The organism is Caballeronia sp. LZ029, from assembly GCF_031451275.1.
Taxonomy (GTDB): Bacteria; Pseudomonadota; Gammaproteobacteria; order Burkholderiales; family Burkholderiaceae; genus Caballeronia; species Caballeronia jiangsuensis.
On the sequence record NZ_JARUXO010000001.1, the window covers coordinates 1993762 to 2016475 of the forward strand.

Annotated in this window: 20 protein-coding genes; 5 read left to right on the forward strand and 15 right to left on the reverse strand. The window is 64.7% G+C overall.

Annotated elements, in window-relative coordinates:
• Positions 1-292: 292 nt before the first annotated feature.
• The 9 genes from QCE73_RS09450 to alaS all read right to left on the reverse strand — a co-directional run bounded on the left by QCE73_RS09450 (position 293) and on the right by alaS (position 10219).
• Entirely contained in the window at positions 293-991 is a 699-nt protein-coding gene (locus QCE73_RS09450; RefSeq protein WP_309880901.1) for an ABC transporter ATP-binding protein, read from the reverse strand.
• Positions 988-1728: an ABC transporter ATP-binding protein gene (locus tag QCE73_RS09455; protein ID WP_309880903.1), complete on the reverse strand. Its 741-nt coding sequence runs from the start codon at positions 1726-1728 to the stop codon at positions 988-990. Before QCE73_RS09455 ends, QCE73_RS09450 begins: the two co-directional genes overlap by 4 nt.
• Positions 1725-2807 carry a branched-chain amino acid ABC transporter permease gene (locus tag QCE73_RS09460; protein WP_309880904.1) on the reverse strand — a complete coding sequence of 361 codons (1083 nt, stop codon included), beginning with the start codon at positions 2805-2807 and terminating at the stop codon, positions 1725-1727. The genes QCE73_RS09455 and QCE73_RS09460 overlap by 4 nt, the downstream gene beginning before the upstream one ends.
• On the reverse strand, positions 2800-3681 hold the full coding sequence (locus tag QCE73_RS09465) for a branched-chain amino acid ABC transporter permease (RefSeq protein WP_309881961.1): 882 nt from the start codon (positions 3679-3681) through the stop codon (positions 2800-2802). Before QCE73_RS09465 ends, QCE73_RS09460 begins: the two co-directional genes overlap by 8 nt.
• Positions 3682-3751: 70 nt before the next feature.
• Positions 3752-4189 carry a thioesterase family protein gene (locus tag QCE73_RS09470; protein ID WP_309880906.1) on the reverse strand — a complete coding sequence of 146 codons (438 nt, stop codon included), beginning with the start codon at positions 4187-4189 and terminating at the stop codon, positions 3752-3754.
• 3 nt (positions 4190-4192) lie between these two features.
• Positions 4193-5341, reverse strand: a complete 1149-nt coding sequence (locus QCE73_RS09475) for an iron-containing alcohol dehydrogenase (RefSeq protein WP_035509246.1) — start codon at positions 5339-5341, stop codon at positions 4193-4195.
• Positions 5342-5406: 65 nt separating this feature from the next.
• Entirely contained in the window at positions 5407-6441 is a 1035-nt protein-coding gene (locus QCE73_RS09480; protein WP_309881963.1) for a low specificity L-threonine aldolase, read from the reverse strand.
• A gap of 165 nt (positions 6442-6606) precedes the next feature.
• Positions 6607-6843 (reverse strand): hypothetical protein, encoded by a 237-nt coding sequence (locus tag QCE73_RS09485; protein WP_035509248.1) that lies wholly within the window; start codon positions 6841-6843, stop codon positions 6607-6609.
• Between the two features lie 751 nt (positions 6844-7594).
• Positions 7595-10219 (reverse strand): alanine--tRNA ligase, encoded by a 2625-nt coding sequence (alaS, locus tag QCE73_RS09490; RefSeq protein WP_309880909.1) that lies wholly within the window; start codon positions 10217-10219, stop codon positions 7595-7597.
• A 211-nt stretch (positions 10220-10430) separates the two neighbouring features.
• Between alaS and QCE73_RS09495 the strand changes: the two genes are divergently transcribed.
• On the forward strand, positions 10431-11651 hold the full coding sequence (locus tag QCE73_RS09495) for a CaiB/BaiF CoA-transferase family protein (protein ID WP_309880913.1): 1221 nt from the start codon (positions 10431-10433) through the stop codon (positions 11649-11651).
• A gap of 7 nt (positions 11652-11658) precedes the next feature.
• Here the strand turns inward: QCE73_RS09495 and QCE73_RS09500 are convergent, their stop codons facing one another.
• The gene (locus tag QCE73_RS09500; protein WP_035510797.1) at positions 11659-11871 is read right to left on the reverse strand and encodes a hypothetical protein; all 213 of its coding nucleotides are present in this window, start codon (positions 11869-11871) and stop codon (positions 11659-11661) included.
• Between the two features lie 355 nt (positions 11872-12226).
• On the opposite strand from QCE73_RS09500, the gene QCE73_RS09505 reads away from it, so the two are divergent.
• Both QCE73_RS09505 and QCE73_RS09510 read left to right on the forward strand, forming a co-directional pair.
• On the forward strand, positions 12227-13936 hold the full coding sequence (locus QCE73_RS09505) for a glutamine--tRNA ligase/YqeY domain fusion protein (RefSeq protein WP_309880921.1): 1710 nt from the start codon (positions 12227-12229) through the stop codon (positions 13934-13936).
• Positions 13937-14026: 90 nt separating this feature from the next.
• Positions 14027-15001 (forward strand): transporter substrate-binding domain-containing protein, encoded by a 975-nt coding sequence (locus QCE73_RS09510; protein WP_075583963.1) that lies wholly within the window; start codon positions 14027-14029, stop codon positions 14999-15001.
• Positions 15002-15668: 667 nt separating this feature from the next.
• Here the strand turns inward: QCE73_RS09510 and QCE73_RS09515 are convergent.
• The 3 genes from QCE73_RS09515 to QCE73_RS09525 all read right to left on the reverse strand — a co-directional run bounded on the left by QCE73_RS09515 (position 15669) and on the right by QCE73_RS09525 (position 18034).
• Positions 15669-16118 (reverse strand): NUDIX hydrolase, encoded by a 450-nt coding sequence (locus QCE73_RS09515; protein WP_309880925.1) that lies wholly within the window; start codon positions 16116-16118, stop codon positions 15669-15671.
• Positions 16119-16137: 19 nt separating this feature from the next.
• Positions 16138-16536: an RT0821/Lpp0805 family surface protein gene (locus tag QCE73_RS09520; RefSeq protein WP_309880927.1), complete on the reverse strand. Its 399-nt coding sequence runs from the start codon at positions 16534-16536 to the stop codon at positions 16138-16140.
• Between the two features lie 145 nt (positions 16537-16681).
• Positions 16682-18034 (reverse strand): cytochrome-c peroxidase, encoded by a 1353-nt coding sequence (locus tag QCE73_RS09525; protein WP_404989741.1) that lies wholly within the window; start codon positions 18032-18034, stop codon positions 16682-16684.
• Between the two features lie 247 nt (positions 18035-18281).
• Between QCE73_RS09525 and QCE73_RS09530 the strand changes: the two genes are divergently transcribed.
• Positions 18282-19850: an acid phosphatase gene (locus QCE73_RS09530; protein WP_309880929.1), complete on the forward strand. Its 1569-nt coding sequence runs from the start codon at positions 18282-18284 to the stop codon at positions 19848-19850.
• A 72-nt stretch (positions 19851-19922) separates the two neighbouring features.
• Here the strand turns inward: QCE73_RS09530 and QCE73_RS09535 are convergent, their stop codons facing one another.
• A complete protein-coding gene (locus QCE73_RS09535) occupies positions 19923-20636 on the reverse strand; it encodes a GntR family transcriptional regulator (RefSeq protein WP_309880930.1) in 714 nt (237 codons plus the stop codon).
• A gap of 201 nt (positions 20637-20837) precedes the next feature.
• On the opposite strand from QCE73_RS09535, the gene QCE73_RS09540 reads away from it, so the two are divergent.
• The gene (locus QCE73_RS09540) at positions 20838-22142 is read left to right on the forward strand and encodes a cyanate transporter (protein WP_309880932.1); all 1305 of its coding nucleotides are present in this window, start codon (positions 20838-20840) and stop codon (positions 22140-22142) included.
• Here the strand turns inward: QCE73_RS09540 and QCE73_RS09545 are convergent.
• Positions 22042-22497 (reverse strand): hypothetical protein, encoded by a 456-nt coding sequence (locus QCE73_RS09545; RefSeq protein WP_035510814.1) that lies wholly within the window; start codon positions 22495-22497, stop codon positions 22042-22044. The genes QCE73_RS09540 and QCE73_RS09545 overlap by 101 nt on opposite strands.
• Positions 22498-22714 lie beyond the last annotated feature (217 nt).

Genomic DNA, 22714 nt, shown 5'->3' on the forward strand with positions numbered 1-22714 from the left:
GGGCTGGAGCTGTTTGGTGCTGAACCAGTGACGCCAAACATTTGGTGCGGCAGACCGTGCGCGGTCCAAGCCCCGCGAGACCTTCGAGGGCACTCGCTACTGCCGGGCCATTAGGCCAATCGCCAGTGCCGCGGCCGGTGTGAAGTGCTTAGGCTGGGGATAGCTGTTTCTTTGGTTACTTTCTTTGCAGCAGCAAAGAAAGTGACTGCCGCCCCGCATAGGGGCAACGCAAATAGACCAAAAACAAACCGGGATCCGGCGACAAACCCGAAACACGTCAACCAACCACGCTCTACCCTATCGAAACCCAATCCCGCATAACATGCTCGCTCGCCGCGAGCACCCCGATCGCTCCATCGAACTGAATCGCCCCATGCCCCATCACCGCGACGCGCGCATCGAGCATCCTCGCGATCGTCAATCGCTCTTCGATCAGCAGCATCGCGACCCCACGTTCGCGCAACATCGCGAGGCACCCGGCCACTTGCGCGAGCACTTGCGGCGCGAGCCCTTCGCCGGGTTCGTCGATGACGACGAGCGACGGATCGCCCGTCAACGTACGTGCCAGCGCGAGCATCTGCTGTTCGCCGCCCGATAGCGCACCCGCTTTCACCGACGCGCGTTCTTCGAGCACAGGAAACAAACGATACGCATCGCCCAGCGAAAACCGCGTGCCTTTCCTCTCGCCGAGCAACAGGTTTTCCCGCACGGTAAGCGCGGGAAACACATCACGCGTTTCGGGCACATAGCCGATCCCAAGCCGCGCGATGCGATGCGGCCTCAAACCGACGAGCTGAACATCGCGATAACGCATGTCGCCCGCGCATCGCACGAGTCCCATGATGGCCTTCGCGAGCGTCGAGCGTCCCGAGCCGTTGCGGCCGACGAGCGCGACCACCTCCCCTTCGCCGATGCACAAATTCACCCCATGCAGCACCTGCGCCGCGCCATACCACGCGCGCAAATTGTCGATACGCAATGACGCGCTCATGTTGCGACTCCGCCGAGATACGCTTCCCGCACATCACGATTCGCACGTATCGCGGCAGGCGTGCCGGTCGCGATCACTCGCCCTTGCACGAGCACCGAAATGCGATCCGCGAGACCGAACACCGCATCCATGTCGTGCTCGATCACGAGCAGCGTGCGCCCTTGCGTCGTCGCGCGGATCAACGCGAGTGCGCGCGTCGCCTCCGCGCGATTCATGCCGGCGGTGGGCTCGTCGAGGAGAATGAGCGGCGCGTCGGTCGCGAGCGCGATGCCGAGATCGAGCGCGCGTTGCTCCGCGTAAGTGAGACGCGCGGCGAGTTCGTGCGCGCGTTCGGCAAGGCCGATGGCATCGAGCATCGCGTATGCGCGCGCATCGACTCTTCGCGAAGCCAGCCATCGGTCGATAAAGCGCGACGACGACGCGCCCAGCGCCGCGCAACGCAGATTGTCGAGCACGGATAAACCGCCGAACACGCTCGTCGTCTGGAAGCTGCGCGCAAGCGTTCGGGAGACGCGCTGCGGCGGCCTGCCCGTGATGTCGATTCCCTTCGCGACGATGCGCCCGTCGTCGGGTCGCGCACGTCCCGAGATCAGATCGAAGAGCGTCGACTTGCCCGCGCCGTTCGGTCCGATGAGCGCATGCCGCTCGCCCTCTGCAACGTGCAGATCGACGCCGCGCAACACACGCGTCGCGCCGAAGCGTTTGGTCACGCGGTGCAGTTCGAGCGCGGCGTTCATCGCGCGGTCCTCGTGCGTCGCGCGAACCAGAGACCCAGCACGGCGCACGGCAACGCGATGAGCCACGCACGCACGTCGATTCGTCCCGCATAGAGCGCTTCGACCGGCACGACGACCGCGACGCCCCACACCATCGCGCTGATCGCGCCGAAGCACAGCGACCGCGCATCGCGCCGGACCAGACCGGCCACGCCCTCCGGCGCGGCGATCACGACCCACACGAAGAAGAGCCCGAGATACATCGGCCACGCGGCGCTCACGCTCGCCACCGCGACGCTGAAGAACGTCAGCAGCACCGCGCCGATCACGGGCCCAAAGAACGCGCCCGTTCCACCGATCACCGTCGCGACGAGCACGCTCGTCGAGCGCGCGAGCCCCACGCTTTCCGACGACACCAGCTCGACGTTGATCAACGACAGCACGCCCGCGATGCCCGCGAAGAACGCCGACACGACAAGCATCGTGAAACGAACGCGCGCCGGCGCGAAACCGATCGCGGCCGCGCGCGCGGGGTTGTCGCGCACGGCGTTGGCGAGGCGGCACATCGGCGTGCGCGACAACGCGAACATCGCGAGCGCCGCGACCACGCACCAGCACGCGATCAGCGCGTAGGCCTCGCGCAACGGCCCGAAGCTCCACGCGAACAACGACGGCCCGCTCGCACGATCGATCGTCACGCCGCCCTCGCCGCCGAACCATCCGGGCACGAGCCACACGCACGCAGCGACGAGTTCGCCGATGCCGAGCGTGATCATCGCGAAAGCCGTGCCCGCGCGCTGCGTCGAGATCGCGCCGAACACGACGGCGACGAGCATCGCCGCGCATCCGCCGATGACCGGCAAGAGCGGCAACGGCACGCCGTAGCGATTGAACACATGCGCGGCGGCGAATGCGCCGAGCCCCGAATACACGGCGTGGCCGAACGACAGCAAGCCGGTCTCGCCGAGCAGCAGGTTGTACGAAAGCGCGAAAACGATGAGCGTCGCGGTCTGCGCGAAATACGCGAGCAGCCAGGATTGATCGAAGAAGAGCGGCAGCGCGAGCGCGAAGGCGAGAGCGAGCGCGAGAAACCTAGGCATCGTGCGTACGCTCGCCGAAGAGTCCGCGCGGCCGCGCGGCGAGCATCGCGACGAGCACGAGATAAGGCAGCACGGGCGCGAGCTGCGCGACCGTCAACGCGCTCCACGCGGGCGGAAGCGTCACGCCGAGCGATGCGGCGATGCTGCCCGCCGACGCGCTCGCGCCCACCGCGAAGGTCTGCACGCAGCCGATCAGAAGCGACGCGACGAGCGCGCCGCCCAGCGACCCGAGCCCGCCGATCACGACGACGACGAACACGATCGGGCCCATCGCATCGGCCATCGCCGGTTCGATGACGGCGAGCGGCGCACCGATCACGCCGCCGAGCGCGGCAAGCGCGGTGCCGATGGCGAAGACCATCGTGAACACGCGCGGCACATCATGGCCGAGCGTTTCGACCGTGGCGGGATGCGTGAGCGCCGCACGCACGACGAGGCCCGTCTTCGAGACGCGCAAGACGAGCCAGAGCGCGCCGAGCATCAGGACGGCGATCGTCATCATGAACACGCGATAGCGCGCGAAAGACGCGCCGTAGAGCGTGAAAAGCGGACCGTCGAGCACGTGAGGAATCACCGCCGGCAACGGCCCGAGCCCCCACACGAGCTTGACGCCCTCGCCGATCACGATGGTCGCGCCGAACGTGAGCAGCATTTGCCCGAGCGCGCCGCGCGCATGCACGCGTCTCAGCAACAGCCGCTCGAACAACGCGCCCGCAATGCCGACAATAATCGGCGCGACGCTCAACGCGAACCAGAATCCGCCATAGGCGGCGAGCGCCTGCCCGACATACGCGCCGAGCATATAGAAACTCGCGTGCGCGAAGTTGAGCACGCCGAGCATCGAAAAAATCAGCGTCAGTCCCGCCGACAGCATGAAGAGCAGCAAGCCCACGCTCACGCCGTTGAGCAGACTCACGCAGAACCACTGAAGCAAGACGCGACCCTCAGCTGGTAATGAGCGGCTTCAGCGCATCGACGAGCGGCGCGGGCAGCGGCACCGGCCTGCGCGTCACGCGATCCACATAGACATGCACGAAATGCCCTTGCGCGGCGGCGACGTCCGAGCCTTGCGTGAAGATCGCCACTTCGTAGCGCACGCTCGTGTTGCCGAGCTTCTCGACGCGCAAGCCCGCCTCTATCGGCTCGGGGAACACGACCGGCGCGAAGAAGTTGCAGCGCGTCTCGACGACGAGGCCGATGGTCTCGCCCTCGCTGAAATCGAGCACGCCCGCGCGCAGCAGATACTCGTTCACGACCGTGTCGAAGTAGCTGTAATAGACGACGTTGTTGATATGTCCGTAGACGTCGTTGTCCGACCAGCGCGTGCTGATCGCGAGAAAGTGCGCGTAGTCCGCGCGCGTGGTCGGGACCGGCTTGCTCATCGCTTAGAGAGACTCCGTCAGCATGCGTCGATAATCGTCGGCGCTCGCCTCGCGCGGATTCGTCTTGTGGCAATGATCGGCGAGCGCGCCCTTCACCACCTTGTCGAACATGCTTTCTTCGACGCCCATCTGCGAAAGGCGCGTCGGCAAGCCGAGGCGCGCGGTCATGTCGTGAACCGCCTGCGCGACATCGGCGTTCTCCGCGAGGTTCATCACGCGGCGCATGCGTGCGAAGCGCCGGTCCGCGACGACCGTCGGCGCGCTCTCGTTGAAGCGCAGCACCGCGGGCAACACCACCGCGTTCAGCGTGCCGTGATGCAGCGACGTGCGCCCGTTCACCGCGAGCCCGCCCAGCGGATGCGACAGCGAATGCACGCAGCCCAGGCCCTTTTGAAACGCCATCGCGCCCTGCATCGATGCGGACATCATGTTCAGGCGCGCATCGCGGTCCTGACCGTCGCGCGTCGCGCGCTCGATATTGGCCCACGCGCGTTCGAGTCCGTCGAGCGCGATGCCGTCGGCGGGCGGATTGAAGGCGGGCGCGAGGAACGTTTCGATGCAATGCGCGATCGCGTCCATGCCCGTTGCGGCGGTGAGCGACGGCGGCAGGCCGAGCGTGAGCGACGGATCGCAGATCGCGGATTTCGGCAGCAGATGCCAGGAATGGAAGCCAAGCTTGCGCCCGTCTTCGAGGATGATGATCGCGCCGCGCGCCACTTCGCTGCCCGTGCCCGACGTGGTCGGCACCGCGATCAGCGGCGCGGACCGCTCGGTGATCTTGCCGCTGCCGCCTTCGATCGTCGCGAAGCTCGTCAGGGGCGCGTCGTGCGTCGCCGCGATCGCGACGCCTTTCGCCAGATCGATCGACGAGCCGCCGCCTACCGCGATCAGCCCGTCGCAGCCTTCGCGACGGTATTGCTCCGCGGCGCGCATGACCATCGCTTCGGTCGGATTCGAAGGCGTGTCGTCGAATACCGGCAACGCGCCCAGCTTCGCGCTTTCGATCACGCGATCGGCGAGTCCCGCCGCCGCGACGCCTTTATCGGTGATGACGAGCGGACGCTTCACGCCGATGCGCGCGCATTCGCTTTCGAGCGACTGAAGCGCGTCGTAGCCGAGATGGATATGAGTCAGGTAGAAGATATAGGCCATAGCGCGGGAACCGGTGAGGAATGTGCGGGCATGTTGGAGCGCTGTGAGGCGCGTGTCAATCGGGGTTAGGTCGACGCGGCCAGCGTGCGCACGTCATCGACGAAGCGTTCGACGGTTTCGCGCTTCGTGTCCCATGCGCACATCAGACGGCAGCCGCCGGAACCGATGAACTGATAGAAGCGCCAGCCCTTCGCACGCAGCGCGGCGGCGACGTGCGCCGCCAGTTCCGCGAACACCGCGTTCGATTCGGGCTTGAAGAGCAGGCTCACGCCGGGAATCTCGACGAGGCGCTCGGCCATCAGTTGCGCCATCGCGTTTGCATGACGCGCGTTGCGCAGCCACACGTCGTCATCGAGCAGGCCGAGCCACGGCGCGGAGATGAAGCGCATCTTCGATGCGAGCTGTCCCGCCTGCTTGAGGCGATACGCGAAATCGGCGGCGAGCGCCTTGTCGAAGAACACGACCGCTTCGCCCACCGGCAAACCGTTCTTCGTGCCGCCGAAGCACAGCACGTCGACGCCCGCGCGCCACGTGATCTCCGACGGATGCACGCCGAGCGTCGCGACCGCGTTGGCGAAACGCGCGCCGTCCATGTGCACTTTCAGATGACGGCGCTTCGCGATCGCGGCGATCGCGCGGATTTCCTCGACCGTGTACACGGTACCGACTTCCGTTGCCTGCGTGAGCGCGACGACCTTCGGCTTCGGATAATGGATGTCCGCGCGTTTCGTGACGAGTTCCTCGATTGCATCGGGCGTGAGCTTGCCGTTCTCGCCGCGCGCGGTGAGCAGCTTCGAGCCGCCCGAGAAGAACTCGGGGCCGCCGCATTCATCGGTTTCGATATGCGCGAGCTCGTGGCAGATCACCGAGTGATACGACTGACACAACGAAGCGAGCGCGAGTGAATTGGCCGCGGTGCCGTTGAATACGAAGAAGACTTCGCAATCGGTCTGGAAGAGATCGCGGATGCGGTCGCAGACTTGCGTGGTCCACGAATCGTCGCCGTAGGCGGGTTCGTGGCCGCTCGTGTTGGAATTGATGAGCGCCTGCAGCGCTTCGGGGCAGATGCCTGCGTAATTGTCGGAGGCGAAATGCTGGATCGGGTCCGTGGACGCTGTCATGGGATCGCTGTGATGGCCTTGTCGGAACGAGGCGCGCGCAACGGATGGCGTCGTGCGGCCGGCAATCCGGCCATTCTAGCGGCTCGGATCGGCGCGCGCCGTGGCGCCGATCCGGGCGATGCTTGTTTGCCGTCTTACTTGGTCTTACTTGGCGTCCGTCCCGCTCGCCGCGTTGGCTTGCTGCGCCTTCTTGTCCTTCTTGCTGGCTTCGTGATGGCCGATCGCGCAGCCACCGACCGCGCCCGCCGTGCCGTGCTTGCCCGCGACGTGGCCCGCCACGCCGCCGACCGCCGCGCCTTCGATGCAGCCCTTGGCCTGCGCCGCGCCGGTGGCGGCGAGCATGGCGGACGTCAGTGCGATCAATGCGATTTTGCGACTCATGGTGCTTCTCCCTCTTCTCGTTGAACGTGATGGGAGCGTTGCATGTGATGTGCCTGACAGGCTGTAAGTGTTGGTGGTGGGGTTGGGAGGGGCGGTTTGCTTGGGTGGTCGCCGGATCCCGGTTTCTTTTTGGTCTATTAGCACTGCCCCTGTGCGGGGCGGCAGTCACTTTCTTTGCTGCTGCAAAGAAAGTAACCAAAGAAACAGCTTTCCCCAGCCTAAGCACTTCACACCGGCCGCGGCACAGACGATTGGCTGAATGGCCCGGCAGTAGCGAGTGCCCTCACAAGCAGACAAGGGCTTGGACCGCGCACGGTCCGACACATCGCACCACTCGCCCCGCTGGTTCAGCACCAAATAGCTCCGGCCCGCTTCGCGGCCGATGGGTCAATCGAGTGTGCGTGCGCTTCTTCTCGACGGTTTCCCTTGCATACCCAACGGCAGCGCGTAGCGCTGTGCCGAAACTATCTGGTGCTGAACCAGCGCCCTAAAACAACTAGCGCGTCAGACCGTGCGCGAGCCAAGCCCGGTTGGTCCTTTGGGGGCGACACTTAGGCGAGTGTCACTGCGGGCTGGCAAGCATGGCCAAACTGCGTGTGACCGCGGGCGGTGAGAAGCTGCTTTCTTTGGTTACTTTCTTTGCAGCAGCAAAGAAAGTGACCCCCGCCCCGGGGAGGGGCAGTGCCAATCGACCGACAAGAAAACGGGATCCGGCGAACTTGACAAAACATCCGCCGAACAAACATCCGCTCTAGAGCTGCTGCTGCACCCAACCAGTAACGCCGGCGAGCGCGGCCGGCAAATTCGCCGGTTCCGTGCCCCCCGCCTGCGCCATATCCGGACGACCGCCACCCTTCCCGCCAACCTGCTGCGCAACGAAGTTGACGAGTTCACCGGCCTTCACCTTCTTCGACGCATCCGCCGTCACGCCCGCGATCAGGCTGACCTTGCCGCCCTCCACCGACGCGAGCACAATCGCCGCGCTCTTGAGCTTGTCCTTCAGCTTGTCGACGGTTTCGCGCAGCGTCTTCACGTCCGCGCCTTCGAGCTGCGCGGCGAGCACGCGCACGCCGGACACATCGACGGCCTGCGACACGAGTTCATCGCCCTGGCTGGCTGCGAGCTTCGACTTCAGCGCGCCGAGCTCCTTTTCCAGCGACTTCACATGCTCCTGAACCTGCGAAATACGCTGCGTGAGTTCGGAAGGTTGCGCCTTCAAAACGCCCGCCGCCGCGTTGATGCGGGAATCGAGCTCCTGCACGTAGCGCACGGCATTGTCGCCAGTGATCGCCTCGACGCGCCGAATGCCCGCCGCGACGCCGCCTTCCATCACGATCTTGAAGAAGCCGATATCGCCGGTGCGCTGCACGTGCGTGCCGCCGCAAAGCTCGCGCGAGAAGCCGAGATCGAGCACGCGCACGGTGTCGCCGTACTTTTCGCCGAAGAGCGCCATCGCGCCGCCCTTCACCGCGTCGTCGTACGGCATCACACGCACGACGCCCGGCGCGTTCGCGATGATCTCGTTGTTCACGATCTGCTCGACACGGCGGATTTCGTCGTCCGTCATCGGCGCGTTGTGCGCGAAGTCGAAGCGCGTCTTGTCGGCATCGACGAGCGAGCCTTTTTGCTGCACGTGGCCGCCGAGCACGTCGCGCAGCGCCTTGTGCATCAGGTGCGTGGCCGAGTGGTTGCGCGCGGTGCGGGCGCGGCGAATGGCGTCGATTTCAGCCTTCACGACATCGCCGACCTTGAGCGTGCCCTGCTCGACCGTGCCGTGATGACCGACGACATCGGCCTGCACTTTCAAGGTATCCGCGACGGCGAAGCGCACGTTCGCGTTCGCGAGCACGCCCTGATCGCCGACCTGGCCGCCCGATTCCGCGTAGAACGGCGTGTGATCGAGCACGACGACCGCCTGCTGGCCGTCCTTCACCTCGTTCACCGATGCGCCTTCGACATACAGCGCGAGAATCTTCGCGTCGTCGAAGATTTCCTTTTCGTAGCCGTGGAACGTGGACTTCGCGCCCGCGTATTCGAGGCCCGCCGCGATCTTGAACTTGCCCGCTGCGCGGGCCTGATCGCGCTGACGCGCCATCGCGTCGTCGAATGCGGGTTCGTCGACCGTCACGCCGCGCTCGCGGCACACGTCGGCGGTCAGGTCGAGCGGAAAGCCGTAGGTGTCGTGCAGCTTGAACGCCAGTTCGCCGTCCAGTTGCTTGACGCCCTTCTTTTCCAGATCCGCGAGTTCGCCTTCGAGAATCGACATGCCGTGCTCGATGGTCTCGAAAAAGCGCTCTTCTTCCTGACGCAGCACGTCGGTCACGCGCTGTTGCGCTTCCTTCAGTTCCGGGTACGCCGCGCCCATTTCCGCGACGAGATCGGTCACGAGCTTGTGGAAGAACGCGCCCTTCTTGCCGAGCTTGTAGCCGTGACGGATCGCGCGGCGCACGATACGGCGCAGCACGTAGCCGCGGCCTTCGTTGCCGGGAATCACGCCATCGACGATCAGGAACGAGCACGCGCGGATGTGGTCCGCGATCACCTTCAGCGAGTTGTTTTCCAGATCTTCGGTGTTCGTCTCGCGGCTCGCGGCCTTGATGAGCGTCTGGAACAGATCGATTTCGTAGTTGCTGTGCACGTGCTGCAGCACCGCGGCGAGCCGTTCGAGGCCCATGCCCGTATCGACGCACTGCTTGGGCAGCGGCGTCATGTTGCCCTGGGCGTCGCGGTTGAACTGCATGAACACGAGATTCCAGATCTCGATGAAACGGTCGCCGTCTTCTTCAGGAGACCCCGGCGGACCACCCCAGATTTCCGGGCCGTGGTCGTAGAACACTTCGGAGCACGGGCCGCACGGGCCGGTGTCGGCCATCTGCCAGAAGTTGTCCGATGCGTAACGCGCGCCCTTGTTGTCGCCGATACGGATGATGCGCTCCACCGGCACGCCGATTTCCTTCGCCCAGATGTCGAAGGCTTCGTCGTCTTCCTGGTAGACGGTCACCGTGAGCTTTTCCGCCGGCAGGTTATAGACCTTGGTCAGCAGTTCCCAGCAATAGTGGATGGCGTCGCGCTTGAAGTAATCGCCGAACGAGAAGTTGCCGAGCATCTCGAAGAACGTGTGATGGCGCGCGGTGTAGCCGACGTTCTCCAGATCGTTGTGCTTGCCGCCCGCGCGCACGCTGCGCTGCGCGGTGGTCGCGCGCGAGTACGGACGCGATTCGCTGCCCAGGAACACGTCCTTGAACTGGACCATGCCTGAGTTGGTGAAGAGCAGCGTCGGGTCGTTGCCGGGCACGAGGCTCGACGAACGCACGATCGTATGGCCCTTCGATTCGAAAAACTTCAGGAATTTCTCGCGTATTTCGGCGGCTTTCATAGCGTACGGGGCGTGTCTTCGGTTCTTTGATGGTGCTCGCGGGCGGCTCTCTTCGAGCGCTGCCGGCGCGGCGAGGGTGATTGTCGATTATACGGGATTCGCCGCGCGCAGCCGGGGGCGCGGCGTCCGCGCGGTACGCCCGGTATCGCGCGCGCGGCCGTTCTGTGCGACATTCGCAGTCCGGAGACAATTTGAGCGAGCGAACCATCGAATGGGAGCCTTGAGCCATATCCGCGTGCTGGACCTGACCCGCGTGCTGGCGGGACCGTGGTGCGCGCAGACCCTCGCCGATTTCGGCGCGGACGTCATCAAGATCGAGCGACCCGAAACCGGCGACGACACGCGCCACTGGGGTCCGCCGTACCTGAAGACGCCCGGCGGCGAGGACACGCACGAGGCCGCGTACTATCTCGCCGCGAATCGCAACAAGCGTTCCGTGACGGTGGATATCGCCACGCCGGAAGGCCAGCGGATCGTCCGCGAGCTGGCCGCGCAAAGCGATGTCGTGCTGGAGAACTACAAGGCCGGGCAACTGAAGAAGTACGGGCTCGACTACGAATCGCTGAAGGCCGTGAAGCCGGACATCGTCTATTGCTCGGTCACGGGTTTCGGACAGACCGGGCCGTATGCGCAGCGCGCGGGCTACGACTTCATCGTGCAGGGCATCGGCGGGTTCATGAGCATCACCGGCGAGCGCGACGGGCAGCCCGGCGGCGGTCCGCAAAAAGCCGGCGTGGCGATCGCGGACCTGATGACCGGCATGTACGCGACCATCGGCGTGCTCACCGCGCTCGCGCACCGCGACCGCACGGGCGAAGGGCAGTACATCGACATGGCGCTGCTCGACGTTCAGGTCGCGATGCTCGCCAACATGAACACGAATTTCCTCGCGAGCGGCAAGCCGCCGGTGCGCTGGGGCAACGCGCATCCGAACATCGTGCCGTATCAGACGTTCCAGACGAGCGATGGCTGGATCATCGTCGCCGTGGGCAACGACGGGCAGTTCCGCAAGTTCGTCGAGACGGGCGGCCGCGCGGAACTCGCGGACGATCCACGTTTCGCGGCGAACCCGTCGCGCGTGCGCAACCGCGACATCCTCGTGCCGATTCTCGCGGACATGGTGCGGCGAAAGGGCAAGCACGAATGGATCGCCGAACTCGAAGCGGCGGGCGTGCCGTGCGGTCCGATCAACGATCTCGGCGAAGTGTTCGACGATCCGCAGGTGCTCGCGCGCAAGATGCAGATCGATTTGCCGCATCCGACGGCCGGCACGGTGAAGCTGGTCGCGAGTCCGATCAAGATGAGCGCGACGCCGCCCGAAGCGCGCACGCATCCGCCGTTACTGGGCGAGCACACGACGAGCGTGCTCGCCGACGTGCTCGGTTACGACGAGGCGACCATCGCGCAGTTGCGGGCGTCGAAGGCAATCTGAGCGGATATCAGCGAACGCCGGCGCCGATCAGACCGCCCGCCGCCGCGCCCGCGACGGTGCCGATCGGCCCGCCCGTGACCAGATAGCCGAGCGCGCCACCCGCGGCCGCGCCGACTCCGGCGTGCGCCTGCTGGCGCGACACGTTTGCGCAGGCTGCGAGGCTCGATACGAGCGCGGCGGCGGCGGCGAACCGGAGTGTCGTGAGGGCGATCTTCTTCATGATGGGCTTCCTTGTTTTATCGTTGTGATGTGTCGTGCTTTTCGCGCATGCCTGCGATCGATGCAGGCGAGCCGATCTTAGAATCGCGCACCCGCGCCTTTCAACGCGATTTACGTCCCGTTACGGCGGTTACGAAGCGCGTTATCGCGCACACGCCGCGTAATGGAACTCGCAAAAGGAGGCGACTGTGCGAATCGCGCGACGAACGCCGTCGCGGCCTGCTCTGGATGGTTGCGTAAGGTAGAATCGACCCAATATTCAATGCATTCGTACGCGTTTCTGGCCGGCTGGCCGCAAGGAACGCTTCCCGAACCGTTTCACGCGCGCGAGCGCATCCGCTGGCACTCTCTTTCGCATGAACACCGATCGCAACGACGCTCCGGCGCCATCCAATTTCATTCGCAACATCATCGAAGACGACAACCGCTCCGGCAAATGGGCGCAGCGGGTCGAGACGCGCTTTCCGCCCGAGCCGAACGGCTATCTGCACATCGGCCATGCGAAGAGCATCTGCGTGAACTTCGGTCTCGCCGCGGCATACGGCGGCGTGTGCCACCTGCGCTTCGACGATACGAACCCCGAGAAGGAAAGCGTCGAATACGTCGATTCGATCATCGACGCCGTGAAATGGCTCGGCTTCGACTGGAACAAGGACGGCGCGGAGCACAAATACTTCGCGAGCGACTACTACGACAAGCTGTACGAGTTCGCCGAGATGCTCATCGCGAAGGGGCAGGCGTACGTCGACAGTCAGACCGCCGACGAGATGCGCGCGACGCGCGGCTCGGCCACCGAAGCGGGCATCGACTCGCCGTATCGCAACCGCACGCCCGAAGAAAACCTCGACCTCTTCCGCCGCATGAAGGCGGGCGAGTTCAAGGAAGGCGAGCACGTGCTGCGCGCGAAGATCGACATGGCGTCGCCGAACTTCAACATGCGCGATCCGGTGATCTATCGGATCCGCTTCGCGCATCATTACCGCACGGGCGACACGTGGTGCATCTACCCGATGTACGACTACGCGCACTGCGTGTCGGACGCGATCGAGAACATCACGCACTCGCTCTGCACGCTGGAATTCGAGGATCATCGGCCGCTCTACGACTGGTTCCTCGCGCAGCTCGCGGACGACGGCGTGTTTCAACGTCCGCTGCCGCAGCAGATCGAGTTCTCGCGCCTGAACCTCACGTATGCGATCACGAGCAAGCGCAAGCTGCTGCAGCTCGTGCAGGACAATCACGTCGACGGCTGGGACGATCCGCGCATGCCGACCATCGTCGGTGTGCGCCGGCGCGGCTTCACGCCGGAAAGCATCCGCTTGATGGTCGAGCGCGTGGGCGTCACGAAGGTCGATTCGTGGATCGACATGAGCGTGCTCGAAGGCGCACTGCGCGACGATCTCGACGAGAAGGCGCCGCGCGCGATCGCCGTGCTCGATCCGCTGAAGCTCATCATCGACAACTATCCGGAAGGACAGAGCGAGTCGTGCAGCGCCCCGGTGCATCCGCATCATCCGGATCGCGGCGTGCGCACGTTCCCGTTCTCGCGCGAGTTGTGGATCGAGCGCGAGGACTTTCAGGAAACGCCGCCGAAGGGCTATTTCCGCCTCTTCCCGGGCAACAAGGTGCGCCTGAAATACGGCTTCGTCGTGGAATGCACGGGCGCGGACAAGGACGAGAACGGAAACGTGATCGCCGTCCATTGCAACTACTTCCCGGACAGCCGGTCGGGCACGGAAGGCGCGAACAACTACAAGGTGAAGGGCACGATCCACTGGGTCAGCGCGGCCACCGCGTATGCGGCCGAAGTGCGCCTCTACGACCGTCTGTTCAAGGAACCGCAGCCCGGCGCGGGCGGCGCGGAATTCCTCGATGCGCTCAACCCGGATTCGAAGCGCGTCGTGAACGCGTATCTCGAACCGAGCGCGCGTGATGCGAACGCCGAAGACCGCGTCCAGTTCGAGCGGCACGGCTATTTCGTCGCGGACCGTGTGGATTCGCAGCCGGGCAAGCCGGTGTTCAACCGCATCGTGAGCCTGCGCGACAGCTGGGGCAAACCGGCCTGATATCGACGTAACAAAAGCGCCGCGCAGCCACGCGGCGCACTCGGTGAATCTCGCCGGACTCACCGCACGCCGCTTCTAACGAGGACATCCATGAAGCTGCCGCATGCCTTCGCGCCGCATCGCACCTGGGCGCAACGAAGTGGCGCCCTCGCCTCGTGGCTTCTGCTCGCATCCGCCGGCGCGCATGGCGCCACCGCTGCCGAACTCGCCACGGCGCAGGCCACCGTCGATCAGATGCCGCCTTCCGCGACCCTGCGCAAGATCGTGGAGAACGGCGCGATCGTGCTCGGCACGCGCGAGTCGTCGGTGCCGTTCTCGTACACGGTGAAGCAGCAGCCGGTCGGCTACTCGTACGACATCGCGCTGAAAGTCGTCGACGAGATCAAGAAGCGCCTCAAACTGCCGAATCTCGCGGTGAAGAACGTGCAGGTCACGTCGGCGAACCGCATCTCGTATGTCGTGAACAACCAGGTCGATCTTGAATGCGGCTCGACCGCGCATGTGGCGGACCGCGATCCGCTCGTCGCGTTTTCGAACAGCTTCTTTCAGTACGGCATCCGCATGGCCGTGAAGAAGAAGTCGGGCATCCGCGATTACGCGGACCTCGCGAACAAGACGGTGGCGACCACGGCGGGTACATCGGATGAGCGCATGTTGCGGCAGATGAGCATCGACAAGAAGCTGAATCTGCGCATCATCAGCGCGCGCGATCATGCGGAAGCGTTCGCCGCGCTGAAGTCGGATCGCGCGGTGGCGTTCGTGATGGACGATCCGCTTCTCTACGGCAAGATCGCTCAGGAAGGCGCTGCGCGCAACGAATATGCGGTGACGGGCGCATCGCTGGCGAACGAGGCGTATGGGTGCATGATGAGGAAAGGCGATCCGGTGTTCAAGCGCATCGTGGATGATGTGATCGCCAATATGCAGCGTTCTGGCGAAGCTGCGAAGCTCTACGACACGTGGTTCATGCGGCCGATTCCGCCGGATGGTATGAACCTGGAATTTCCGATGTCGCCGGAGATGAAGGCGTTGTTTGCCAATCCTAATGATCGTACGGTTGATTGAGTTGGGTTTTTTCGCCCGGATCCCGTGTGCGTGACTGGGTTGGGTTTTCGCCGGATCCCGGTTTCGCGGTGGTCTATTAGCACTGCCCCTCCCCGGGGCGGGGGTCACTTTCTTTGCTGCTGCAAAGAAAGTAACCAAAGAAAGCAGCTTCTCATCGCCCGCGGTCACACGCACTTTGGCCATGCTTGCCAGCCGCAGACGGCACTCGCCTAAGTGTCGCCCCCAAAGGCCCAATCGGGCTTGGCTCGCGCACGGTCTGACACATCGCGCCGCACCCCAGACTGGTTCAGCACGAAATGGCTCCGGCCCGCTTCGCGGCCGATGGGTCAATCGGGTGTGCGCGCGCTTCTTCTTCGACGGTTTCCCCTGCATACCCAACGGCAGCGCGTAGCGCTGTGCCGAAGCTATTTGGTGCTGAACCAGCGCGCTTAAGGTTATGGTTTGTCAGACCGTGCGCGGTCCAAGCCCTTATCTGCTTGTGGGGGCACTCGCTACTGCCGGGCCATTAGGCCAATCGTCTGTGCCGCGGCCGGTGTGAAGTGCTTAGGCTGGGGATAGCTGTTTCTTTGGTTACTTTCTTTGCAGCAGCAAAGAAAGTGACCCCCGCCCCGGGGAGGGGCAGTGCCAATAGACCGACACGAAATCAGGATTCCACAAAAAAAACCCCTTAAAGCCTCTCATGCAACTCAACAAGCGATAACGTCGTCTGAAACAACCGCGCGAGGCTGCGGCTCGCAAACGTGTCGACGTCGGCCGGACTGACCCAGCGGTAGGCATCCATCTCAGGAATCATCGTCCCGTCGCTATAACGCGGAAAGTACGATTCGCACACGCAGTTCTCGATCAGAACTTCATCCTCACTCACCCGCACGGCGAAGAGATGCAGATCCTTGTCACGACGATAGACAAAGCGCCCGAGATCCATAAGCCGCCCGGCGGGCAACACGATCCCCGTCTCCTCGACGAGTTCACGCAACGCCGCCTCACACGGGCTCTCGCCGGGCTCGGCGGCGCCCTTGGGCACGTCCCAGTGCGTGGTTTCGGTCGCGTGGCACAGCAGCACGTCGCCCTGCCCGTTCAGGATGACGACGCCGCACGATACGGTGCGGGCGCTCATCGACACCGGTCCCCGTTCATCACTGCTTCTTGAGTTTCCACTTGCCGTCGCTCCCCTTGCAGGCGACCGGCGTCCAGGTCTGCGTCTGCCCTTTCGCATGTGCGACGAGCATGACCTTGCGGCACTTGAGCCCGCCGGAATCGAAGGTTTCTTGCGGCGTCACGGTGCCGTTGATCGGCACCGTGTTGCCCGCGCCCTTGTTGTCCCAGTCGAGCGATTCACCGTCCTGCTTGGTATTGAGCGCGATCTGCGCGGCGTTGTTGAGCGCCTGCAGATCGCGCTGCTTCATGTAGGTGATCGGCGTGTTGTTCAGGAATCCGAGATTCGCGGCGGATGCCGCCGTGCTCGCGCCAACGAGCGCGGCTGCCGTGAGAGTCAGGGAAGAAGCGCGAGCGAGCGCTCGATGTGTGATCGGCATTGAAGTGTCCTCATTGCGGATGAGTATGCCGTCTGCAAATGCGGCCAGAGCGGCAACGGCGATTCATCAACTCGGCCCGTGTGGGCGGTCGCAAGGAGAATAGCATGACGCGGCGCGCTCGGCCGCCGCGCCGCACGGGCGTGCGCTAGTTGGATGCGGACTTCATTTCGTTGATGCCGATGCCCTTCTGCGAGTTCTTGTCCTTCGCCGGATCGTAGCCGTCGGTGAGCGTGTCGAGGAATGCGACGACGTCCCTGATCTCGGCTTCGTCGAGCGCGGGCTTGTCGCCCTTCTTGCGATCGAACGGCGCCTCCGTGTTGATGTTCTCCCAGTAGCGCTTCGGCAGATCGTCGAACTTCTGGACGACGCCCTTCTTCGACACCGGATAGAACTTCGCCGGGTTCGTGTCGCGCTCGACGTAGAAGCGCACCACGTCTTCCAGATTGTGATAGATGCCGTTGTGGAAGAACGTCTTGCGCAGCGCGACATTGCGCAGCGTGGGCGTGCGGAAGATGCCGCAATATTCGTCCTGACCCGTCAGATCGCGGCGCTCGGGACCGCATGCGCCGAGATCGTGGAAATTCGGGTTCCTGTTGACCGGCAGCGCACGATTGCGCGGCACGCCGATCGCGATCAGGCCGAAGTCGCTGAACTGCGGCGGCGAACCGTCCTTCGCGCGCTGGCTGATGTGACACGACGCGCAGTTGCCCTTGTTCTCGTCGTTGAAGAGCTGGAGGCCGTGCATCTCGGCCTCGTTGAGCTTCGCGCGTCCCGCGAGGAACGCGTCGTACTTGCTCGTGTACGGATAGAACTTCTCGGGCGTCTGCTCGAACGCCTCGAGCGATTGCAGCACCGCGGCGAACACCTTGTCGTCGCTGTCGAACACGTCGGCGCCGAACGCCTTGCGGAAGTCGTCGGCATAGGGCGATGCCTTCACCGCGGCCGTCACCTTGGCGGGCGTGCTGCCCATTTCGAACGACGACAACAGCGGAATGCGCGCCTGGTCCGAACCGTGATCGACGCGGCCATCCCATGTGAGGCCGCCGGTCGGGCCGGCATCGACGCTCTCGTCGCCTTCGTCGTCGGAATCGTGAAAGTGGCGCGTGAACGCCGGCACCGACTGCAGATACTTGAGCGACGGCACCGCGCGGAATCCCGGCCGATGCATGTCGTTGCCGCCCAGTTGCACGGACAGCGCGTTCGGCGGCCCGAACGCATGACTCGGGCTATGGCACGACGCGCATGCGAGCTTGCCCGACCCGGACAGCGACGGATCGAAGAACAGCTTTTCGCCGAGCGACGTCATCTGCTTCACATGCGCGAACACTTCCGCGCGCGACTGGCCGTGCGGCGCCGTGTTGGCCGCGATGCTCGGCGCGGCCTGCGTCTGCCCGCTCGCGCCCTGGTCCGCCGCATGGGAATCGCAGCCGCTCATCGCCACCGACAACACGACGAACGCGAGACCACAAAAGACGGACGGCAAACGCATCGAAGACATGGACGTGACGATCGGAATTGAAAGATGCCGAAGCGTATGTCGTGCGCGTGTCTTTCATGTGACAAGCCGCGACGCTGTCATGCCGGGGCCGTCGGGCGAAATTTATTAAGCGAACATTACGCAAACGAAAGCCTTATTACATGGCGGCGTCAATTTGCATTGCGACACTGCGCTCGCCGGCGGGTAAAGGCTTTCCGACGACGACGCCCGCGCCACGCGCCGGTCCCCAACACAAGAGAGAATCTCAATGAACAAGAAACTCGTTTGCGCGGTGCCGCTCGCGGCGGCTCTCGCATTCGGCCTCTACGCATGCGGCGGCGACGACCATCAGACCAGCGATATTTCTTCGGTGAAGAACGTCGTCGTGATTTACGCGGAAAACCGCAGCTTCGACAATCTGTACGGGCACTTTCCCGGCGCGAACGGTCTGCAGAACGTGACTGCGGCGAACTCGCAGCAGCTCGATCGCGACGGCAGCGTGCTCGCGACGTTGCCGAAGATCTGGACCGGCCTGACGGCGAAGGGCGTCACGCCCGCGATTTCCGAAGCGATGACGGCGAACCTGCCGAACACCCCGTTCGCAATCGACGATCCCAACGGCTTCAACACGCAGCTCAACGTCACGACGCGCGATCTGTATCACCGCTTCTACGAGAACCAGATGCAGATCGACGGCGGCAAGAACGACAAGTTCGCCGCATGGGGCGACTCGGGCGGTCTCGTGATGGGTCACTACGACACGCCGCCGGACAAGCTGCCGCTCTACAAGATCGCGCAGCAATACACGCTCGCGGACAACTTCTTCATGAGCGCGTTCGGCGGTTCGTTCCTGAACCACCAGTGGCTCATCTGCGCATGTACGCCGATTTACCCGAACGCGGACACGAGCGTCGCGAAGGGATCGATTTCCGCGGTGAATCCGGATGGCGTGTCGCTCAAGACAAAGACGAATCCTCCGCCCTCCGCGATGACCGGCTCGGCCGACGCGCAGTTCGTGAACTCCGGCACGCTCACGCCCGACTTCTTCGCGGTCAACACGATGCAGCCGCCGTATCAGCCGAGCGGCAACAAGCCGGTCACCGGCGGCGATGCGAACCTCGCGGACCCGACCCAGCCGACGACGCTGCCCCCGCAAACGCAGCAGCATATCGGCGATCTGCTGAACACGGCCGGCGTGAGCTGGGCATGGTACGGCGGCTCGTGGGCGGCGGCGCTCGCGGACCGTTCGGTCATCAACGGCGCGGTCAATGTGGTGCCTGATTTCCAGACGCACCATCAGCCGTTCAACTACTTCGCCGATCTCGCACCGGGCACGGCGGCGCGCGCGCAGCATCTGCTCGACGGCGGCACGAACGGTTCGGAGTTCATCAAGGCGATCGATGCGGGCACGCTGCCGCAAGTCGCGTTCTACAAGCCGCAGGGCAACCTGAACGAGCACGCCGGTTATACGGACGTCGCGCAGGGCGACCAGCACATCGCCGATCTGATCGCCCATCTGCAGAAGAGTCCGCAGTGGAAGAACATGGTCGTCGTCGTGACCTACGATGAAAACGGCGGCTTCTGGGATCACGTCGCGCCGCCGAAGGGCGACCGCTGGGGTCCGGGCACGCGTATTCCGGCGCTCATCATTTCGCCGTACGCCAAGAAGGGCTTCGTCGATCACACGCAATACGACACGACGTCGATCCTGCGCTTCATCACCAAGCGCTACAGCCTGCCGGAACTGCCGGGCCTGAAATCGCGCGACGACGCACTCGTCGCCAACGGCGGCAAGGCGATGGGCGATCTGACCAACGCGCTCGACTTCTCGCAGTAAGCGACATCTGCCGGTGCTGTAACGAGACGGGCCGCGGCTTTTACGCCGCGGCCCGTTTTTTTGCGCCGATGCTCACGCGCCCGCGAAGAGCGTCGCCAGATCGTCGGTGCGCGCGCCGCTCGCCTGCGCCAGCACGCGCGCTTCCAGTTCGTCGATATGCGTGCGCATCTCCGTGAGCGCGGCGGCAAGATTGCCGTCCTCCAGCGCATCGACGAGTCGTCCATGCTCGTCCGATGAACAGTTCGACAACTTCGACGGATCGAACAGCGCCTTGTAGAGCTCGGTCTTCGCGACCAGCTTCGCGAGAAACGCCTGCACGTCCGGCGCGCCCGCCAGCTCCGCGAGCAGCAGATGGAAGTGGCCCGCGAGACGCACGCATTCCTCGACGCTTCCCGCCTTCAGCGCGCGCTGCTCGGCCTTGACGTGGGCGCGCAACGCACGCCTCGCCTGCGTGCTCAGCGTGCCGCACAGTACCGCGACGATGCCCGCCTCCACGACCTGCCGCGCGCGATACACCTCGCGGATATCGGCGGGCGTCGGCGACGGCACGAACGCGCCGCGATTCGCTTCCAGCGTGAGCTTGCCTTCGGCGCCGAGCCTCGCCAGCACCTTTCGGATCGTGCCGCGCGTGCAGTCGAACGCGGCGGCCAGCTCGCGCTCGACGAGCTGCGCGCCGGGCGCGAGCTTGCCGTGCAAAAGCGCGGAAGTGATCGCCGCGTGCACGCGTTCGTCGGGCGGCGTCGCGGCCGCGGCTTCGTTGGATGATGTGTCCTTGCGTGATGCCATGGTCCCTGGTCGTGCTTGCGTTGAATCGCATTGTATCGAGTGCAGACGCGCCGGCGTGAATTCGGTCTATCAGGTTCAGAGTATTTTTGGTTGACCAAAAACTGATAAAATGGTCAACCAAATCGCACGAATCACCGGAGGATTCCATCACATGAAACCATCGACCTGGATCGTCGACGCACGATCGTTCGAGTTCGCGCGATGAACCCGCGTGCATCGAACCTTGCGTGGCTCGCGGTGATCGTCGCGATCGGCCTGAACCTTCGGCCGCTGCTCACGTCGATCAGCCCGTTGATGGGCGTGATTCTCCACGCGACGGGATTGTCGTTTCGCGGCGCGTCGATGCTGACCGGCCTGCCCGTCGTCGCGATGGGCGTGTGCGCGTTCGGCGCGAGCGCGCTTGCGCGTTCCGTCGGCCAGGCGCGCGGCGTGGCGATCGGGCTTATCGCGATCGTCGCCGCCTGCGCGGGACGTTTCTTCGCCGGAAACGCGGCTGCGCTCATTGCGAGCGCGGCGATCGCGGGCACGGGCGTCGCGGTCATTCAGGCGCTCCTGCCCGGCGTCATGAAGACGCGCTTCGCCGCGCGCCTGCCCTTCGCGATGGGCCTTTACTCCGCATCGATCATGGCGGGCGGCGGACTCGGCGCGAGCATCACGCCGGCGGTCGCATCGCGCGTGTCGTGGCAGGCGGGGCTCGCGTTCTGGGCGTTGCCCGCGCTCATCGCGCTGGCGGTGTGGATGCTGCTTATGCGCGCGGACGCGTTGCCTCGCGCTTCATCGGCAGGTTCCGCGAAGCCCGCGCCGTCGCTCTTTCTCAATCGCCGGGCGTGGACGCTCGGGATCTTCTTCGGGCTCGTCAATGGCGGCTATACGAGCCTCGTCGCGTGGATGCCCGCGTACTACCAGCAATTCGGCCGCGGCGTGACCGAGAGCGGCGCGCTGCTTGCGATGCTCACGGTATTCCAGGCATCGTCGGCGCTGCTGCTGCCGATGGCGGCCGCTCGCTTCGGGCGCGGCCGTGATCGTCGTCCGTGGATCGCACTCGGTCTCGTCGCGCAACTGGCGGGCTTCGCTCTGCTGCTCGCCGCGCCGCTTTCGGCGCCGCTCGTGGTCGTGGCGTTGCTCGGCGGCGGGCTCGGCGGCGTGTTCGCGCTGTCGCTCGTACTGACGCTCGATCACGCCGACGACCCCGCACTGGCCGCGCGGCTCGTCGCGTTCGTGCAGGGCGTGGGCTTCGTCATCGCGGCCATCGCGCCGGTCGTCGCGGGCGTCGTGCGCGATGTGAGCGGCGGCTTCTCGATGTCGTGGATGATGCTGGCCGCGAGCCTCGTCGCGATGATCGCGCTGAATGTCGTATTCGGGCCGCGCAGCTATGCTCGCGCGATGCGCCAGCAGGACGGCGCGCTCAACGCACCGCGTGACATGCGAAGAACTCGTCTAGCAGATCGGTCATCTGCCACACGGGACACGGGCGGCGGCAATGCCCGTCGTAGCCCGCTTCCCTGAGATGCGCGATCGGTTCTTCGGGCAGAAAACCGCTCATCGCGATGATGAGGCGATTGGCGTCGTCGTCGAGTTCGCGTAGCGCGCGGACCAGCGCGTAATTGCCGCAGCCGCCGACGCGCGTATCGAGAAAAAGCACATGCGGACGCCATTCCCCGGCGATGTGCCTGAGCGAGGACGCATCCACCGCGAGTTGCGCGGGAAAGCCCTTCAGTTCGAACAAGGAGGCGAGCGATGCGCCGAGCACGCGCTCCGGCAGCGCGAGCAGCACGCGCCGCGACTCCGGTTGCAGGCGCGACTGCTTGCGGTTCCATAGCGAGCATTGCGCGAGGCTGGATTCGTATGCTCGTTTGTTCAAGTCATTCCTCTAGCGTCGATCAGGCCTGTCGCTGTCACCGTTATGGCGCATCGCGCGCCACGATGACGCATCGGCGCACCGTGGATGGGCGGAACACTCGCTTGTACGAGATGGTTAATTTTTCCGATGCGTTGCGGGGCGCGGGATCGCGGGGATCGGGCGCGCGCACGCAGGTCAGGGATGGGCAGGAAGCGGGCCAGGCGTGCGGAATGCGTCG

Coding starts and splice junctions, on each gene's coding strand:
- QCE73_RS09450 (WP_309880901.1), bottom strand. CDS start 991: ATGAGCGCGTCATTGCGTATCGACAATTTGCGCGCGTGGTATGGCGCG.
- QCE73_RS09455 (WP_309880903.1), bottom strand. CDS start 1,728: ATGAACGCCGCGCTCGAACTGCACCGCGTGACCAAACGCTTCGGCGCG.
- QCE73_RS09460 (WP_309880904.1), bottom strand. CDS start 2,807: ATGCCTAGGTTTCTCGCGCTCGCTCTCGCCTTCGCGCTCGCGCTGCCG.
- QCE73_RS09465 (WP_309881961.1), bottom strand. CDS start 3,681: ATGCTGTCGGCGGGACTGACGCTGATTTTTTCGATGCTCGGCGTGCTC.
- QCE73_RS09470 (WP_309880906.1), bottom strand. CDS start 4,189: ATGAGCAAGCCGGTCCCGACCACGCGCGCGGACTACGCGCACTTTCTC.
- QCE73_RS09475 (WP_035509246.1), bottom strand. CDS start 5,341: ATGGCCTATATCTTCTACCTGACTCATATCCATCTCGGCTACGACGCG.
- QCE73_RS09485 (WP_035509248.1), bottom strand. CDS start 6,843: ATGAGTCGCAAAATCGCATTGATCGCACTGACGTCCGCCATGCTCGCC.
- alaS (WP_309880909.1), bottom strand. CDS start 10,219: ATGAAAGCCGCCGAAATACGCGAGAAATTCCTGAAGTTTTTCGAATCG.
- QCE73_RS09495 (WP_309880913.1), top strand. CDS start 10,431: ATGGGAGCCTTGAGCCATATCCGCGTGCTGGACCTGACCCGCGTGCTG.
- QCE73_RS09500 (WP_035510797.1), bottom strand. CDS start 11,871: ATGAAGAAGATCGCCCTCACGACACTCCGGTTCGCCGCCGCCGCCGCG.
- QCE73_RS09505 (WP_309880921.1), top strand. CDS start 12,227: ATGAACACCGATCGCAACGACGCTCCGGCGCCATCCAATTTCATTCGC.
- QCE73_RS09510 (WP_075583963.1), top strand. CDS start 14,027: ATGAAGCTGCCGCATGCCTTCGCGCCGCATCGCACCTGGGCGCAACGA.
- QCE73_RS09515 (WP_309880925.1), bottom strand. CDS start 16,118: ATGAGCGCCCGCACCGTATCGTGCGGCGTCGTCATCCTGAACGGGCAG.
- QCE73_RS09520 (WP_309880927.1), bottom strand. CDS start 16,536: ATGCCGATCACACATCGAGCGCTCGCTCGCGCTTCTTCCCTGACTCTC.
- QCE73_RS09525 (WP_404989741.1), bottom strand. CDS start 18,034: ATGTCTTCGATGCGTTTGCCGTCCGTCTTTTGTGGTCTCGCGTTCGTC.
- QCE73_RS09530 (WP_309880929.1), top strand. CDS start 18,282: ATGAACAAGAAACTCGTTTGCGCGGTGCCGCTCGCGGCGGCTCTCGCA.
- QCE73_RS09535 (WP_309880930.1), bottom strand. CDS start 20,636: ATGGCATCACGCAAGGACACATCATCCAACGAAGCCGCGGCCGCGACG.
- QCE73_RS09540 (WP_309880932.1), top strand. CDS start 20,838: ATGAACCCGCGTGCATCGAACCTTGCGTGGCTCGCGGTGATCGTCGCG.